Source organism: Pseudomonas sp. UYEF17 (assembly GCF_040546125.1).
Classification (GTDB): domain Bacteria; phylum Pseudomonadota; class Gammaproteobacteria; order Pseudomonadales; family Pseudomonadaceae; genus Aquipseudomonas; species Aquipseudomonas putida_Z.
This window is the reverse complement of record NZ_JBEPNE010000006.1, coordinates 268198-284174: the sequence shown is the minus strand read 5'-3', so window position 1 is coordinate 284174 and position 15977 is coordinate 268198. Positions and strand designations below refer to the sequence as shown.

The 15977-nt window shown below is 64.8% G+C and carries 15 protein-coding genes; 8 read left to right on the top strand and 7 right to left on the bottom strand.

All coding sequences use genetic code 11. The features are described 5' to 3' along the window. The first annotated feature begins 27 nt into the window (after positions 1 to 27). Positions 28 to 1452, top strand: a complete 1425-nt coding sequence (locus ABIB24_RS12955) for an aminotransferase-like domain-containing protein (RefSeq protein WP_015269943.1) — start codon at positions 28 to 30, stop codon at positions 1450 to 1452. 344 nt (positions 1453 to 1796) lie between these two features. On the opposite strand, the gene ABIB24_RS12950 is transcribed toward ABIB24_RS12955, so the two are convergent. From ABIB24_RS12950 to ABIB24_RS12940, 3 genes are read right to left on the bottom strand one after another with little or no spacing between them, the layout of a single operon-like run. Continuing rightward, complete coding sequence (locus ABIB24_RS12950) at positions 1797 to 2819, bottom strand: histone deacetylase family protein (protein ID WP_137163571.1); 1023 nt, start codon at positions 2817 to 2819, stop codon at positions 1797 to 1799. Then, the gene (locus ABIB24_RS12945; RefSeq protein ID WP_274120256.1) at positions 2819 to 4060 is read right to left on the bottom strand and encodes a Zn-dependent hydrolase; all 1242 of its coding nucleotides are present in this window, start codon (positions 4058 to 4060) and stop codon (positions 2819 to 2821) included. Before ABIB24_RS12945 ends, ABIB24_RS12950 begins: the two co-directional genes overlap by 1 nt. A 30-nt stretch (positions 4061 to 4090) precedes the next feature. Then, complete coding sequence (locus ABIB24_RS12940) at positions 4091 to 5395, bottom strand: MFS transporter (RefSeq protein ID WP_025338598.1); 1305 nt, start codon at positions 5393 to 5395, stop codon at positions 4091 to 4093. 291 nt (positions 5396 to 5686) lie between these two features. On the opposite strand from ABIB24_RS12940, the gene ABIB24_RS12935 reads away from it, so the two are divergent. Together ABIB24_RS12935 and ABIB24_RS12930 are read left to right on the top strand one after the other, a co-directional pair. Then, positions 5687 to 6595, top strand: coding sequence for a LysR family transcriptional regulator (locus tag ABIB24_RS12935; RefSeq protein ID WP_274079617.1), 909 nt, complete (start codon positions 5687 to 5689; stop codon positions 6593 to 6595). Between the two features lie 88 nt (positions 6596 to 6683). Next, positions 6684 to 7079, top strand: coding sequence for a hypothetical protein (locus ABIB24_RS12930; RefSeq protein WP_170978831.1), 396 nt, complete (start codon positions 6684 to 6686; stop codon positions 7077 to 7079). A gap of 215 nt (positions 7080 to 7294) precedes the next feature. On the opposite strand, the gene ABIB24_RS12925 is transcribed toward ABIB24_RS12930, so the two are convergent. Then, complete coding sequence (locus tag ABIB24_RS12925) at positions 7295 to 8401, bottom strand: alkene reductase (protein ID WP_085663447.1); 1107 nt, start codon at positions 8399 to 8401, stop codon at positions 7295 to 7297. A 30-nt stretch (positions 8402 to 8431) separates the two neighbouring features. Further along, positions 8432 to 9625, bottom strand: a complete 1194-nt coding sequence (locus tag ABIB24_RS12920) for an MFS transporter (protein WP_025338595.1) — start codon at positions 9623 to 9625, stop codon at positions 8432 to 8434. A 379-nt stretch (positions 9626 to 10004) separates the two neighbouring features. Here ABIB24_RS12920 and ABIB24_RS12915 point away from each other — a divergent pair, with 379 nt between their 5' ends. The 5 genes from ABIB24_RS12915 to ABIB24_RS12895 all read left to right on the top strand — a co-directional run bounded on the left by ABIB24_RS12915 (position 10005) and on the right by ABIB24_RS12895 (position 14699). After that, positions 10005 to 10928: a LysR family transcriptional regulator gene (locus tag ABIB24_RS12915; protein WP_354316555.1), complete on the top strand. Its 924-nt coding sequence runs from the start codon at positions 10005 to 10007 to the stop codon at positions 10926 to 10928. 86 nt (positions 10929 to 11014) lie between these two features. After that, the gene (locus ABIB24_RS12910; protein ID WP_289515312.1) at positions 11015 to 11812 is read left to right on the top strand and encodes an SDR family NAD(P)-dependent oxidoreductase; all 798 of its coding nucleotides are present in this window, start codon (positions 11015 to 11017) and stop codon (positions 11810 to 11812) included. Between the two features lie 321 nt (positions 11813 to 12133). After that, positions 12134 to 13015, top strand: a complete 882-nt coding sequence (locus ABIB24_RS12905) for an alcohol dehydrogenase catalytic domain-containing protein (RefSeq protein WP_354316553.1) — start codon at positions 12134 to 12136, stop codon at positions 13013 to 13015. A gap of 107 nt (positions 13016 to 13122) precedes the next feature. Continuing rightward, entirely contained in the window at positions 13123 to 13665 is a 543-nt protein-coding gene (locus ABIB24_RS12900) for a WYL domain-containing protein (protein WP_274079620.1), read from the top strand. 98 nt (positions 13666 to 13763) lie between these two features. After that, entirely contained in the window at positions 13764 to 14699 is a 936-nt protein-coding gene (locus ABIB24_RS12895) for a cyclase family protein (protein WP_025338590.1), read from the top strand. A 138-nt stretch (positions 14700 to 14837) separates the two neighbouring features. Here ABIB24_RS12895 and ABIB24_RS12890 read toward each other — a convergent pair whose 3' ends face one another. Both ABIB24_RS12890 and ABIB24_RS12885 read right to left on the bottom strand, forming a co-directional pair. Next, on the bottom strand, positions 14838 to 15614 hold the full coding sequence (locus ABIB24_RS12890) for an SDR family oxidoreductase (protein ID WP_274120251.1): 777 nt from the start codon (positions 15612 to 15614) through the stop codon (positions 14838 to 14840). Positions 15615 to 15647: 33 nt separating this feature from the next. Continuing rightward, positions 15648 to 15962 carry an NIPSNAP family protein gene (locus ABIB24_RS12885; protein WP_013972037.1) on the bottom strand — a complete coding sequence of 105 codons (315 nt, stop codon included), beginning with the start codon at positions 15960 to 15962 and terminating at the stop codon, positions 15648 to 15650. Positions 15963 to 15977: the final 15 nt, after the last annotated feature.

Here is a 15977-nt window from a genome sequence, read left to right as displayed (position 1 = left end):
GGGCGATACGCACCCTGAAGGCCCCGAATGTTCGAATTACATCCAGACTCCTCGACCCCGCTGGTGAACCAGATCATCGACGGGCTGCGCGAGTTGATCGACAACCAGACCCTCAAGCCAGGCGCCAAGGTCCCCTCGATCCGCGCCTTTGCCGCGAGCTATTCGGTGAGCACCTTCACCGTGGTCGAGGCCTACGACCGTCTGGTCGCCCAGGGCCTGCTGGTGAGCCGGGGCAATGCGGGGTTCTTCGTCAACCGCGCGGCGGGCGAATTGCTCGACCCGCACAACGCCGAGGCCGACACCAGTCGACCAACGTTCAACTCCGAGTGGTACCTGCAGCAGATCTTCGAAATCCGCCAGCTGCCGTTCAAGCCTGGCTGCGGCTGGCTGCCCAACGACTGGATGTACGAAGACGGCCTGCGCCGCGGCCTGCGCCAGGTGGCCGGCAGCCCGCTGGAGCTGTCGGGCTACGGCGATCCCATGGGCCTGATGGAGCTGCGAGCACTGACCGCACAGAACCTGCAGCAAGAACTGTCGATCGTCGCCAACCCGGCGCAGCTGATGCTCACCCATGGCGCCAGCCAGGCCCTGGACCTGGCCGCACGCACCCTGGTGCGCCCGGGCGACGTGGTGTTGGTGGACGACCCTGGCTACCCCAACCTGATGAGCATCCTGCGCACCCAGGGCGCAACCCTGGTCGGCGTGCCGCGCACACCGGCCGGCTACGACCTGAACCAGCTGGAGCAGTTGCTCACCCATCACCGCCCCACTGCGTTCTTCACCCAGCCGCACCTGCACAGCCCGACCTGCTCGCGCACGCCGCTGCCGCAGCTGCACCGCCTGCTGCAACTGGCCAGCCAGCATGGCTTCCGCCTGGTGGAAAACAACCTGTACGCCGACATGGTCGCCGAACCGCAGCCGTGCCTGGCCAGCCTCGACCACCTGCAGCAGGTGGTGTACGTGGGCAGCTACTCCAAGAGCATTTCGCCCAATGTGCGGGTCGGCTACATGCTGGCCAACCCCGAGCTGATGCAGAAGCTGCTGCACCTGAAGATGCGCTCTGGCCTCACCACTTCGCAGGTGATGGAGCGCGTGGTGTATGCCGCGATCATCGACGGGCGCTGGCGCAAGCACCTCAAGCGCCTGCGCCAGCGTTTGGCCGAGGCGCACCAGGAAGTTGGCCGGCATCTGCATCGGTTGGGCTTCGAGCTGTTCATCGAGTCGGATGAAGGGATGTATATCTGGACCCGCCACCCGGCGATTCCGGACAGCGCGGCGTTGCTGGATGATGCGTTGGAGAAAGGCATCATGCTCGGGCCCGGGCAGTTGTTCATGGTCGATGCCAAGGCGACCGGGTGGATGCGGTTCAACGTGGCGTTCAGTACCGAGCCGGCGATGTGGGAGTTGCTGGAGAAGGTGTTGGTGAAGCATGTGCGCCGGGGTGGGGTGTAACGGATTGCGGGGTGTTCGCCACAACACCTTCAGCGCCTATGAGATCGAGCGCCGCCCGCGCGGCGCTTCGCAGCACAAGGCTGCTCCTACATCTGTTTCGGGCCAGTCACTCCTGTGAGGTCACCTCTGCCCGCCTTGTTTGTTCCATTCGATATCGAAGGTTGCTTTGCTGCTTTTCATCCATCTCCAGTCATGCACCAAGGCTGCAACCCACCAGGCACAGGAATAATTGGCCCGAAACAGATGTAGGAGCAGCCTTGTGCTGCGAAGCGCCGCGCGGGCGGCGCTCGATCTCATAGGCGCTGAAACTGTCAAGGCAAGCACCTGTCAGCCCCGACACTACGTTATCGCCAGTCCGCCTTGTCGGCAAAAAACGCCTGCGCATTCGCCTCCAGGCTCTCCAGGTGATACCCCCCTTCCTGCACGATCAGGCACGGCAAGCGCATCGCCCGAATCCGCTCGCCCAATACCGCAAACCCTTCAGTCGTCACCGCCACCTTGCTCTGCGGGTCGAGTTCGTAAATATCGAACCCCAGCGACAACACCAGCACCTCGGCGCCAAAGTCCTTCACCGCTGCCAGCGCGATCTCCAGCTGCCCCATGAAGTCCGCTTCGCTAGCCCCATGCGCCATCGGCAAGTTGAGGTTGTACCCCTCCCCCGCACCGCTGCCACGCTCGTCCGCGAACCCGGCCACACCCGGGTAGAAGTTGGTGGGGTCGCCATGCACTGACACATACAGCACATCCCGGCGGTTGTAGAAGATTTCCTGAATCCCCTGCCCGTGGTGCATGTCGGTATCGAGGATGGCCACGCGGCTGTAGCGGCTGCGCAAGGCCTGGGCAGCGACAGCGGCATTGTTGATGTAGCAGAAACCACCGGCTGCATCGAAGCGCGCATGGTGGCCTGGCGGCCGGCACAGGGCATAGGCCGCCGGCTCGCCGTCGAGAATGGCCTTGGCACCGGCCACTGCGCTTTGCGCAGACCAATAGGCCGAGCGCCAGGTGTGTTCGCCTACAGGGCAGCTGCCGTCAGCCAGGTAGCGCCCGGCCTGGGCGAGGATGCCGCGCAGGGCGTTGGGTTCACGCACGAAGATGTTGGACATGACCTCGTCGCCCCAGTCCTCGGGCACTTCCTTCCAGCGCGCATGAGCCTCTTCGAGGAAGGCCAGGTAGGCCTCGCCATGCACTGCCTTGAGCGGTTCGAGGCCGGCGTCCTCAGGTTGACGGATGTCGAAACCCAGATCCTTGGCCGCCTGCAGCAGGCGCTGGGCGCGTTCGGGGACTTCCTGCGGGGTGCGCATGGCGCCGCGCGAGTAATAGCTGCGTGGGTGGTGCAGCAGTTGTTCGGGGTGGAAGTAGCAACGCATCAGGCGTCTCCTTGTTCAATACGACCCGCGCGGGCCAGCACGGCATTGAGCAGTACATCGGCGCCCTGGCGGGCGTCGTCGGGCAACACGTCTTCGGCTTCGTTGTGGCTCAGGCCGCCGACACAAGGGATGAACACCATGGCGGTCGGGCAGTAGCGGGCCAGCAGGATGGCGTCGTGGCCGGCGCCGCTGACGATCGACTGCTGGGCATAGCCCAGGCCATCCACTGCCTGCTGCACGGCGGCTACGCAATCGGCATCGAATGGTGTGGCCGGGCTGACCCAATGGCGCTCGATACGCACCTGCAACCCGCGCTGATTGGCGATGGCTTGCAGCTTCAACGTCAGGTCGCGCTCCATCGCCTCGATGGCTTCATCCCGGTGATGACGCAAGTCGACGGTGAACTGCAGCAGCCCCGGAATGGTGTTGCGCGAGGACTTGGCGATGGACAGTTCACCCACCGTGGTCAGGCCTTCAGGGGCAAAATCGGCAGCCAGTTGCTCGACCGCCTGGATCATCCGTGCGGTGCCGTACAGGGCATCCTTGCGCAGCGGCATCGGCGTGGTGCCGGCGTGTGCGGCCATGCCTTCGACCGTGACGTCGAGCCATCGGATGGCCTGCCCGCCGCTGACCACGCCAATGGCCTTGGCGTTGTCTTCAAGGATCGGGCCTTGCTCGATATGCGCCTCGAAATAGGCATCGACCTGGCCGCCCAGCGGGCGCCGGCCGGCGTAACCGTTGCGTTGCAGTTCATCGGCGACACTGATGCCATCGGCATCGCGAATGGCCAGCGCTTCGTCCAGTGCCAGGGTGCCGGTGAACACCGCCGAGCCGAACATGGCCGGGGTGAAGCGGGCGCCCTCCTCGTTGGTCCATACGGCGATTTCCAGCGGTTTGCGCGTCTGGATGTTCAGGTCATTGAGCCGGCGCACCACTTCAAGGCCCGCCAGCACACCGTAGACACCATCGAAACGGCCGCCCTCAGGTTGGGTGTCGAGGTGGCTGCCCATCATCACCGGCGCTGCATCCGGGTCGCTGCCAGCGCGGCGAACGAACAGGTTGCCGATGGCATCCACAGTCAGCGTCAGGCCGGCTTCGCGGCACCAGTGGCTAAACAGTTCACGGCCAGCCTTGTCCTCGTCGCTCAGGGCCAGGCGGCAGCTGCCGCCACGGGCAGTGGCACCGATTTCGGCCATGGCCATCAGGCTCGCCCACAGGCGTTCGCCATTGCTTTTCAACATGTGCGGGTACTCCAGAAAAAAGCGGTTCGATCAGGCCAGTTCCAGGCGCTGGCTGCGGGCGTACTGGCGCGCCAGGGCGAGCACGCAGACCAGCGAAATAGTGGCGATCAGGGTGTAGAACACCGCCATCGGCCACCATTGGCCGGTGAAGGTGTGGGCCAGCCAGGTACCGATCAGCGGCGTCAGGCCGCCCGCGATGGCGCCGCAGATCTGGTAGGCCAGGGAAATGGCGGTGTAGCGCACACGGGTGTCGAACATGCCGCTGACATAGCCGGCGATCACCGCGTAGAACGACGCCATGCACGCGGCGGCCAGGGCAATGCCGAGTACGATCAACGGGCCCTGGCCCGAGCTGACCAGCACGAACATCGGGTAAGGCGAGGCCATCGCCAGCAGCGCGACCAGGGCCAGGAAGCGGGTGGCGCCGATCTTTTCCGATAGCCAGGCGGCCAACGGCTGCACGCAGAACTGGATGATCGCCACGAAGAACAGGCACTCCAGGATCAACGAACGCTCCAGGTGCAACTGCTGGGTGGTGTAGCTGATCATGAAGGTGTTGGTGAAGTAGACACCGGCAATACCCAGGGTATTGGCACCGATGCACAGCAACAGCGGGCGCCAGGCCGTGCGCAGCACTTCGAATACCGGGGCCTGCTCCTTGCGCCGGGCCTTTTCCGCCTGCTCGCGGCTGGCGATGAACTCGGGCGACTCATTCACCCCCAGGCGAATCGCCAGGCCCACCAGCAGCAACAGCGCGCTGGCCAGGAACGGCACGCGCCAGCCCCAGTTCATCAGGTCTTCTTCCGGCAGGCGGGTGACCGCGCCGAAGGCCAGCAGCGACAGGATCAGGCCCGCCGGGCTGCCCAGCTGGGCGAACGAAGCGAAGAAGTTGCGCCGGCCCTTGGGGGCATGCTCACCGGCCATCAGCACCGCCCCGCCCCACTCGCCGCCCACGGCGATGCCCTGGACGATGCGCAGCAGGATCAGCAGTACCGGCGCGCTGGCGCCGATTTGTGCGTAGGTCGGCAGCAGGCCGATGCCCACGGTGACGATGCCCATCATCAGCAAGGTGATGACCAGCGACTTCTTGCGGCCGATACGGTCGCCCACGTGGCCGAAGACGATGCCACCCAGCGGCCGGGCAAAGAAGCCGACGGCGAAGGTGCCGAACGCGGCCATGGTGCTGAACAGGCTGTTGTCGGAGGGGAAGAACAGCGCGCCGAACACCAGGGCGGCGGCGGTGGCGTAGATGTAGAAGTCGTACCACTCGATCATGGTACCGATGAACGCGGCGGCGGCGGCACGGCGTGGCTGGGGGGAAGCGGTGGGCTTCATGGGGGCTCCTTTGCTTGTTGTTCTGGCAGGAGTTGTTGGGGGCACGGGGGCGCTCTTGTGGCGCTTGGCTTGTTGAATCGGTGTTGGCTTCTTCGCGGGCTCGCCCGCTCCCACAGGTACTGCGCAGCATTCGAAACCTGTGGTGACCCTGTGGGAGCGGGCAAGCCCGCGAAGAAGCCAGCACCGACTCGGCAGGCCTCGATACCTGCGATTTATCGGCTCGGGGCTATGATTAGTCAATTTTCTATTTATTATTCGAAATATTAGCCTTGCTTATTATCGAGCCCTGCCATGCCCGACCGTCTGCTCAACGACCGCCTCGACTGGAACCTGCTGCGCACCTTCCGGGTCATCGGCCAGGAGCTGTCCATCAGCCGCGCGGCCGCCCGCCTGCACCTCACCCAGCCGGCAGTGAGCCAGGCGCTCAAGCGCCTTGAAGAACAGCTTGGCCGCCAGCTCATCGCCCGCCGCGGGCCGCGCTTCGTGCTGACGGAAATGGGCGAGCAGCTGTTCCAGCTGGCCGGCGAGGTCTATGGGCAGATGTCGCAGATCGGCGGCTTGCTGGAGCAGCCGGCGGACGAACTGGTGGGCAAGGTACGCCTGCTGATGATCAGCCGTATCGTCAACGAACGCTTCGACGACTTCCTCGCCGACTTCCACCGCCAGCACCCGCGGGTGGAGCTGGAGATCGACGTGATGCGCAGCTCCGACATCGTCGCCGCCCTGCAGGAAAAAACCGCCACGGCGGGCCTCAGCCTGAACCGGCGTGCGCAGCCACGGCTGGAGCAACGGTTGTTCCTGCGCCAGCGCTATGCGTTCTTCTGTGGCAAGCACCATGCCCTGTTTGGCCAGGACGAGGGCGACCTGCAGCGGGAGAACTTCGTCAGTTTCACCAGTGACCAGATTGGCGGCATGCTGTCGCCACTGACCATTTTCCGCGACCAGCAAGGGTTTGCCGGGCGGATCGTGGCATCGTCACCAAGCCTTGAAGAAGTACGCCGGCTGGTGATTGCCGGGTTTGGCATAGGTTGCCTGCCCGAGCATGTGGTGGCGCCGGATGTAGACGCCGGGTTGCTGTGGAAGCTGTCGCCGCAGGAAGGGATTGCCGATGTGGATATCCACCTGTTGTGGAACAGGGAGCAACGCTTCAGCCGGGCAGAAGAAGTGTTTATCGAGGCGTTGCAGCAGAGCCTTGACTGAACGCAGAGCTGGGGTCGGCGAGCACTGGACACGATAGTGGCCAATTAGTAGCATCCAGGCCAACTGAACATTACGGACAATCTCAGTCATGGATCGAGCTACCGTGGTCATTCGACGCCCCATTCATCACCCCATCCGCCCTTTGATCACCTGGGAAGAAGCATGGAAGGGGCCCGACGAGGGCTTGATCCGCTGCTGGGAGATTGGCCGTGAGCGGGCTCTGGCCCAGCCAGAACTTGCCCGGCACTGCGCCGATGGCGCACTCCCGGTGCTAGGTTGGAAAGGTGGCCATGATCGCGCTTTGAAGAAACCGATGAAGTACGGTTCGTTCAAGTACCTGGCGCAATGGCAGGGCCTTCGCGGCGAGGATCTGTTCATCGATACGCGAACAGAGCTCACCCTGACCTGTAATCACACCGGCATGCTGACAACGTTCACACCGGACCAGGAAAAATACGCCAACGCTTTGATGCTGATGGAATAGAACAGAGAATGGCGGCCTTGCAGGAACTTCGGTGAAGCACGCTTTTTCACTAAGTACCTTTACACCCTACCCCGAAATTGCACGGTCACTGTGGGAGCGGGTTCACCCGCGAAGCAGGCGACACGGTGGATGGCACCGGCGTTGCCGGTGTTCGCGGCTAAAGCCGCTCCCACAGGTACAGCGTGAGCCCGCTCCTACAGAGGTAGAACCCGAAGTCAGGCTGTTGCCAGTGCCGGGTAGTCGGTCAGGCCATGGGCATCACCGCCAAACAGCGTGGCCCGTTCGTGCTCGGCCAGGGGCGCATTCAGCTTCAGCCGTGCCGGCAGGTCCGGGTTGGCCACGAATGGCCGGCCGAAGCCGATCAGGTCAGCCCAGCCCTCCTCCAGCGCGCGCCGTGCACGTTCGCCGGTGTATTTGCCGGCATACACCATCACCCCGGGGAACACCGCCCGCAGCTGTTGCTTGAAGTCCACCGGCATGTCCGGCGCGTCATCCCAGTCGGCTTCGGCAATGTGCAGGTAGCCGATGCCGATTTCGCCCAGGCGTTTGGCCGCTGCAGTATAGGTGGTGACCGGGTCGGCATCGACACAGCCATTGAGGGTGGTCAGCGGCGCCAGCCGTACACCTACGCGCTGGGCGTCGCCGGTGCCTTCGACCAGCGCACGGGTGACCTGGTCGAGGAAACGCAGGCGGTTTTCCAGCGAACCGCCGTAGCGGTCGGTGCGGTCGTTGGCGCCGGAATCGAGGAACTGGTTGACCAGGTAACCGTTTGCCGCGTGCAACTCGACACCGTCAAAACCGGCCGCCATGGCGTTGCGCGCAGCCTGGCGGTACTGCTCGATGATCTCGGCAATTTCCGCTTCGCTCAACGCGCGTGGTTTCGAGGCCTGGACAAAGCCTGGCGTGCCGTCGGCATTGTCGATGAACACGTTCACGCCTTCGGCCTGCATCGCCGAGGACGACACCGGTGCCTGGCCGCCGAGCAGGCTGCTGTGGCTGAGACGGCCGACGTGCCAGAGCTGGGCGAAGATGCGCCCGCCTGCGGCATGTACCGCCTCGGTGACCAGGCGCCAGCCGTCGATCTGCGCCTGGGTGTGGATACCCGGGGTACGGGCGTAACCCTTGCCCAGTGGCGAGATCCAGGTGCCTTCACTGACGATCAGCCCGGCACTGGCGCGTTGTGCGTAGTACTCGGCCATCAGCGCGGTCGGTACATCGCCAGGCTGGGCGGCGCGGGAGCGGGTCATCGGCGGCATCAGCACGCGGTTGGGCAGGTTGAGGGCGCCGAATTGCAGGGGTTGGAACAGCGGATCTTGAGTCATTACGTGCATCTCCGTAAGGCAAATCAGGGGTCAGGCGCGGCTGACGACAGGTTGTGGCTGGGCAGGTACACGGCGGTCGAGGCGGCCGCTGTACAGGGTCAGGGCCAGGGCTCCAAGGGTGACCAGCGCGGCAATCCATGGGGTATGGCCAAGGCCGAGCTGTTGCACCACCTGGGCACCGCCCCAGGAGCCACCGGCCACACCCAGGTTGAAGGCGGCGATGTTGAAACCGGCAGCCACGTCGACTGCGTCGGGGGCGACCTTTTCCGCCTGCTGCACCACGTACACCTGCAGGCCCGGCACATTGCCGAAGGCCACCGCGCCCCAGGCCAGTACGGTGATAACCACCAGCACCGGATGCGGTGCGGTGAAGGTCAGCGCCAGCAGCACCACGGCCAGCAGCAGGAAGATGATCGACAGTGCCTTGACCGGGCCTTTGCGGTCGGCCAGGCGGCCGCCCCAGATGTTGCCCAGGGCAACCGAAACGCCGTAGGCGAGCAGCACCAGGGCGACGCTGTTGGCGCCGAAGCCGGCGATGTCCTGCAGGATCGGGGCAAGGAAGGTGAAGGCGATCAGCGAGCCGCCGTAACCCACGGCAGTCATGGCATACACCAGCAGCAGGCGCGGTTGCAGCATCACCCGCAGTTGGCGCAGCAGCGGTGCCGGCTGGCTGTGCTGGATGCGCTTGGGCACGAACAGCAGTGCGCCAAGCAGCGCCACCAGGCCGAAGGCAGCCACCACCAGGAAGGTCACGCGCCAGCCGAAGTGCTGGCCGATGAAGGTACCCAGCGGGATACCGGTGACGAAGGCCACGGTCATGCCACTGAACATGGTGGCGATGGCGCTGGCGGCTTTTTCTTTCGGCACCAGGCTGGTGGCGATGATCGAGCCGACCGAGAAGAACACACCGTGGGCCAGGCCGGTGAGGATGCGCGCCATGATCAGCGATTCGTAGCTGGGCGCCTGCCAGGCCACCAGGTTACCGGCGGTGAACAGCGCCATCAGGCCGACCAGCAACAGCTTGCGCGGGACGCGGCCGGTCATGGCGGTGAGCAGTGGCGCGCCGATGGCGACGCTGAGGGCGTAAAGGCTGACCAGCAGGCCGGCCGAAGGCAGAGTGACCGCCAGGTCATTGGCGATGGTCGGGATGAGGCCGACGATCACGAACTCCGTGGTGCCGATGGCGAAGGCTGCCAGGGTCAGGGCTAACAAGGCGAGAGGCATTTGAGAATCACCTGTGGAAGGTTGGGATGGGTGAATTCTCGGGGGACGTGGGGATGGGAAAAAGGTGGGGACGGGACAATGAGTTTTGATTTGAAGGCAAAGGTCATCCTGAAGATATTGCGAGCTGGTCAACTTTAATGTTCCAGCCTGCGCGGTCAGTTGTGGGAGCGGCCTTGTGTCGCGAAAGGGCTGCAAGGCAGCCCCAGGGGTTCAGCACAAATACACATATTGCTGGGGCTGCTTTGCAGCCCTTTCGCGACACAAGGCCGCTCCCACAATTGACCGCGTCCATCAACCCGACGAAGTGAACGCATGGCACGCTGGCAAGATCTAGACCGCCCAAGTCATAATTGTTAATAGTTAAGTCCCAGGAGGTCTCATGCAAGATCTACGTCAGTTGCGCTACTTCGTCGCCGTCGCCGAATGCGAGAACGTCGGCCGGGCCGCCGAGCAGCTGCATATTTCCCAATCCCCCCTCAGCCGGCAGATCGCCCAGCTGGAGGACAACCTTGGCCTGGCGCTATTCGAACGGCGCAACCAGCGCCTGTACCTGACCAGGGACGGGCGCACCTTCCTGGCCGAAGCGCGCGGCCTGCTCAAGCATGCCGAGCGCCTGGAATCGCTGGGCAAGCGCCTGGGCCGTGGCGAGGAAGGCGGGCTGTGCATCGGTTACGTCAACCACGCCATCCACGCCGGCGTGCTGCCTGGCGCGGTGCGGGCCATTCGTGGCGAGCGCCCGAACATTCATATTGCGCTGTACAACATGACCCCCAACGAACAGTTCGAAGGCCTGCGTCAGCGCAGCCTGGACATTGCCCTGGTTTGCGAGCCGCCGCCAAAGAACGACCCCGACCTGCGCGGCCAGCCGGTGCTGGACGACCCATTGCTGCTGGCCATCCCGGCCGCGCACCCGCTGGCCAGCAAGGCCGAACTGACCCCCGCCGACCTGCACGAACAGGACTGGATCATCACCGGTGGCCAGCCCGACCAGGGCCACAAGCGTGACGATTTCATCGCCCGCTGTGGCGATGCCGGCTTCACCCCGCGCCTGTCGCTGGAGGCCAACGACCCGCTGAGCGTGCTCGGCCTGGTGTCCGCCGGCCTGGGCCTGGCCATGGTGCAAAGCAGCCTGTCGGCCAGCGCCGGGCCTACCGTGGTGCTGCGCCAGCTGGACTGGTTCCAGCCCAGCGAGCAGTTGTGGGCGGTCTGGCACCAGGTCGACTTGCGGCCGATCGTGGGCATTTTCCGCGAGCGGGTGCTGGCATTGGCCGAGCAAGGGCTTGATAAGTCCCACCATGTCTGAACTAAGTCGAATTACGTCTTTTACAGTCTGACCGCGCTTCACTAGGATGGCTCCTATCGATGCAACTCACCCACAGGAGCCATTCCATGAACATCGACCTCGGCGGACGCACCGCCATCATCAGCGGCTCGACCGGCGGTATTGGTCTGGCTACCGCCCGCGGCCTGGCCCGCGCCAACGCTGACGTAGTCATTGCCGGCCGCAGCCAGAAGTCGCTGGATGCCGCCCTGGCCGAACTGCGCGAGCAAGGCGGCCGTGGCCAGATCCACGGCGTGGTTGCCGACCTGGGCACCGCCGCCGGTGCCGAAACCCTGTTCGCCGCCCACCCACGGGCCGACATCCTGGTCAACAACCTGGGCATCTACGACGACGTCGACTTCTTCGACGTGGCCGACAGCGAGTGGACGCGCTTCTACGACACCAACGTGCTGAGCGGCGTGCGCCTGGCCCGCCACTATGCCCCGGGCATGGTCGAGAAAGGTTGGGGGCGGATCCTGTTCATCTCCTCGGAATCGGGCATCGCCATCCCTGCCGACATGATCAACTACGGCGTCACCAAGGCTGCCAACCTGGCGGTATCGCATGGCCTGGCCAAGCGCCTGGCCGGCACCGGGGTAACCGTGAACGCAGTGCTGCCCGGCCCGACCCTGACCGACGGCGTGGCCGCGCTGGTGGCTGATGCAGCCCAGGCGTCCGGGCGCAGCATTCGTGAAGAAGCCGACAACTTCGTGCGTACTGCTCGGCCGAGCTCGATCATCCAACGCGCCGCCGATGTCGACGAAGTCGCTCACCTGGCGGTGTACCTCGCCTCCCCTTACTCGTCCGCCACCACCGGTGCAGCGCTGCGGGTCGATGGTGGTGTAGTCGACAGCCTGGCTATCTGAGTTCAACCTGGGGGCTGCTCTGCAGCCCATCGCGACACAAGGCCGCTCCTACAAGGAAACGCGTTCTCCTGCAGGAGCGGCCTTGTGTCGCGATGAGCCGCAAAGCGGCCCCAGACTTTTGCCCTGAAATCAAAACACCTTGCCCTCACTGCAGCTGTTTCCCCCGCCCGATCCCCGCTAGCCTGCCGCCCACACCCGTCTCGAAAGGACCCGCACCATGCCAACCGATCATCAAGCCTGGGCCTGGACCCCGAACGCCGGCCTCGACGCCTGCAACTGCTTCGTAAACCCCTGCCACAACCCGGCCCCGGTGAGGTGCTGGTGGCAAACCGCGCCATTGCCCTCAACCCGGTGGACTGGAAAATCTGCGAGTGGGGCCACCCTGCCTGGCAGCAAGGCACGGTCCCGGGCGTGGATGGCGCCGGTGTGGTAGTTGCCGTTGGCGCAGGCGTCGACATGCCTTTGGGCAACCGCGTTGCCTACCACCAATCGCTGGCGCGTGATGGCAGCTTTGCCGAGCACTGCCTGCTGGATGCCAGCCTGGTGATGCATATCCCCAGTGCGCTCGGCGACACCGCCGCGGCCGCCGTGCCCTGCCCCGCCCTGACCGCCTGGCAGGCCCTGGCCAAGGTGCCCGAAGGTGCCAGCCGCGACGTGCTGGTGATCGGCGCCGGTGGCGCGGTGGGCTTCTACCTCGCGCAACTGGCCGCGCAACGAGGCCTGCGCGTGTGGGCCAGTGCCGGCCAACGCCACCACGCCACGCTCAAGGCCCTTGGTGTGAGCGGGGTGTTCGACTACCACGACGCCGACTGGCAGAACCAACTGCAGACCGCCCTGGGCGAGCGCCCGCTGCATGCCCTGTTCGACACCGTCAGCGGCGCCCATGCCGGCAGCCTTGCCCACCTGCTCGGCTACAACGGCCACCTGGTGTGCATCCAGGACCGCCAGGAAACCGCGCCAACGCCCGCCTTCGGCACGGCGATCTCGCTGCATGAAGTGGCACTCAACAGCATTCATGCCCATGGCCGGTTGGCAGATCGCCAAGCCCTGCGCGTGGCCGGTGAACGCCTGCTGCAGGCCGTCGCCGATGGCAGCCTGATCGCGCCACAACGCCGCGAGTTCGCCTTCTCGGCACTGCCACAGACTCTGCGGCAGCTGAAAGAGGGCCAAGGCGCAGGCAAATGGGTGACGCGCCTCGACTGAACGCCGTACGCGAGAACTTGGATCCCATTCTGCGACAAGGTATGCTGGGCAATAGCTAAACGCCACTGCTCAGGCAGGCCTCGTGCCTGCCTTCAAGGACGAGCCCTTTGCCCAGCCACCCTACCCGTCACACCATCGCCCGCCAGTGGCAGCTGCTCAAGCTGCTGCCCGGCCGCCACCCGGGGATGAGTTCCACCCAGTTGCAGGCCGCCCTGACAACCGTGGGCCATATCACCAGCAAACGCACCGTCGAACGCGACCTGGTCGAACTCGCGGCGCTGTTCCCGCTGCAGTGCAACAGCAAAGGCATGCCCTACGGCTGGTACTGGCAACCGGGCCTGAACCTGGGTGAAGCGCAGCAGCTGCAGCCTGATGCGCTCACACCCCCGGAACAGGTGGAGTTGCACGCCTGGGTCGATGATGCGCTGGCCCGGCGCCTGGAAGCGTCGCCCCTGTCGGCAGATATGCAACTGACGCTGCAAGCGGACGGTGGCGCCACCCTGGTCGCCACCGTCGACGACAACCGTGCGCTGATGGGCTGGCTGCTGTCCCAGGCCGGCTCGATCCGCGTGCAGGCGCCGCAGGCACTGCGCCAGGCCATGCTCGAGCAGTTGCGCCAGAGCCTGGCGCTGCACGAGGGTTGTTGTTGACCGGCAAGCAAAAGTCATTGTCCCCCGGGCCGCTTTTTCCCATAGCTGGCCCTGCGCAGAATCTGCTCCTGACAACGCCTCACTATCAGGAGTACCCGATGAAACGCTTCAAGCCCCTGCTGCTCGCCGTCGCCCTGGCGACCACTGCCCAGGCCACCCTGGCCGCCGACTGGCAGACCTCGCCCTACGGCAAACAGGATGAAATCGGCGCCGCCAACCTGCTCACCCCCGAAGTGGTCAAGCAGGCGGTCGGCCTGGTCAAGACCGGCAAGACCTACCCGCTGGCCGTACCGGTGAGCAAAGACCTGCCGGCCTTCCGCCACCGCAGCTTCCACCTGTACAACATCCAGCCTGGCGAGCAGGCCGGCCAGACCCTGGGCCGCAACAAGTTCAGCTTCAACGATGAACTGGTCAACGGCTGGACCGGCGTCGGCACCCAGCTCAACGGCATCGGCCACATCGGTATCGACAACGTCTACTACAACGGCAACAAGGCTGCCGACTTCGTCACCGTCGAAGGCGTGACCAAGCTGGGCGTGGAAAAAGTACCGCCAATGGTCACCCGCGGCGTGGTGCTGGACATGACCGCTCACTACGGCAAGGCCATCGTGCCAGGCGGCACCTCGTTCACCGTCGACGACATCAAGGCCGTGCTCAAGAAAGAAGGCATTACCCTGCGCAAGGGTGACGTGGTGCTGTTCAACACCGGTTGGCTGGAACTGATCGGCAAGGACAACCAGCAGTTCCTCGCCACCGAACCGGGCATCGACCTGCCGGCGGCCGAGTGGCTGGCTGACCAGGGCATTGTCGCCTTTGGTGGCGATACCTGGGCTTCGGAGGTGTACCCGAACCCGACCGGTGAAGAATTCCCGGTCAACCAGTTCATGCTGGCCAAGCGCGGCATCTACAACCTGGAGCTGATCGACACCCGCGCGCTGGTGAAGGACAAGGCGTTCGAGTTCCTGTTCGTGCTGGGCCAGCCGCTGTACAAGGGTTCGACCCAGGTGAACATCAACCCCGTGGCGATTCATTGACTATCAGTGCCATTGGGCACTGACCTGTAGGAGCAGCCTTGTGCTGCGAAGGGGCCGGTATGACTTACAGAAATCTGTCAGACATACCGGCCCCTTCGCAGCACAAGGCTGCTCCTACAAGGGGGAGCGTTCGGGCCGTTAGAACGTACCGGGGAACGCCCCGCCATCGATCAACAGGTTCTGCCCAGTGATGTACCCGGCATGCGCACTGCACAGGAACGCGCAGTAAGCGCCGAACTCGCCGGCACTGCCAAAGCGCGCCGCCGGGATGGCCTTGCGTCGCGACTGGGCGGTGGCATCCACATCGCCACCTGCCGCCTTCAAGGTCTTCTGCAGGCGCGCCGTGTCGAACGCCCCAGGCAGCAAGTTATTCAGCGTCACGTTGCTGCCCGCCAGGCGCTGCTGACGGGCCAGGCCGGCGATGAAGCCGGTCAGGCCACTGCGCGCACCATTGGACAAGCCAAGAATATCGATCGGCGCCTTCACCGCGCCGGAGGTGATGTTCACCACCCGGCCAAACCCGCGCTCGGCCATGCCATCGACCACCGCCTTGATCAGCTCGATGGGGGTAAGCATGTTGGCGTCCAGTGCCTTCAGCCAGTCCTCGCGGCCCCAGTCGCGGAAGTCGCCCGGGGGCGGGCCACCGGCATTGTTGACCAGGATATCCACCTGCGGGCAGGCTGCCAGCAGCGCCTGGCGCACCTCGGCGTCGGCGACATCACCGGCCACGGTGCGCACCTCGATGCCCGGGCAGGCCGCGCGCAACTCGGCTGCGGTCTGCTCCAGGGTGGCCTGGGTGCGGGCATTGATGACCAGGTTGACGCCTTCTTTGCCCAGCGCCTCGGCGCAGCCTTTGCCCAGGCCCTGGCTGGCCGCGCAGACGATGGCCCAGCGGCCGGTAATGCCTAGATCCATTGGGTTGCTCCTTGATGCAATGCAGTTACAGGGTCACTGGATCGGCGAAAACGCGGCAGGCATCAACAGCTTCGATTCCATCCGCACCAGCATCGGGAAGGCCACGGGGATGAAGCGCTCCAGCCAGTCCGCATCGCGGTACAGGGCGGCCCGGCGCTCGATGCGGTCATCAAGGCTCTCGTAGGCCCAGATGTGCACCACCTGGTTCAGTTCGCCAATCTCGGTGTACCACCAGCCCACCAGCTTGGCGTAGCGCGAGATCACCGGCAAGCCTTCCTTTTCGAAGTGCTCCAGGTATTGCTTCATCTTGCCGATGTGCAGGGTGTAGGTACGCATTTCATAGAACATGGTCGTGGTTCCGCT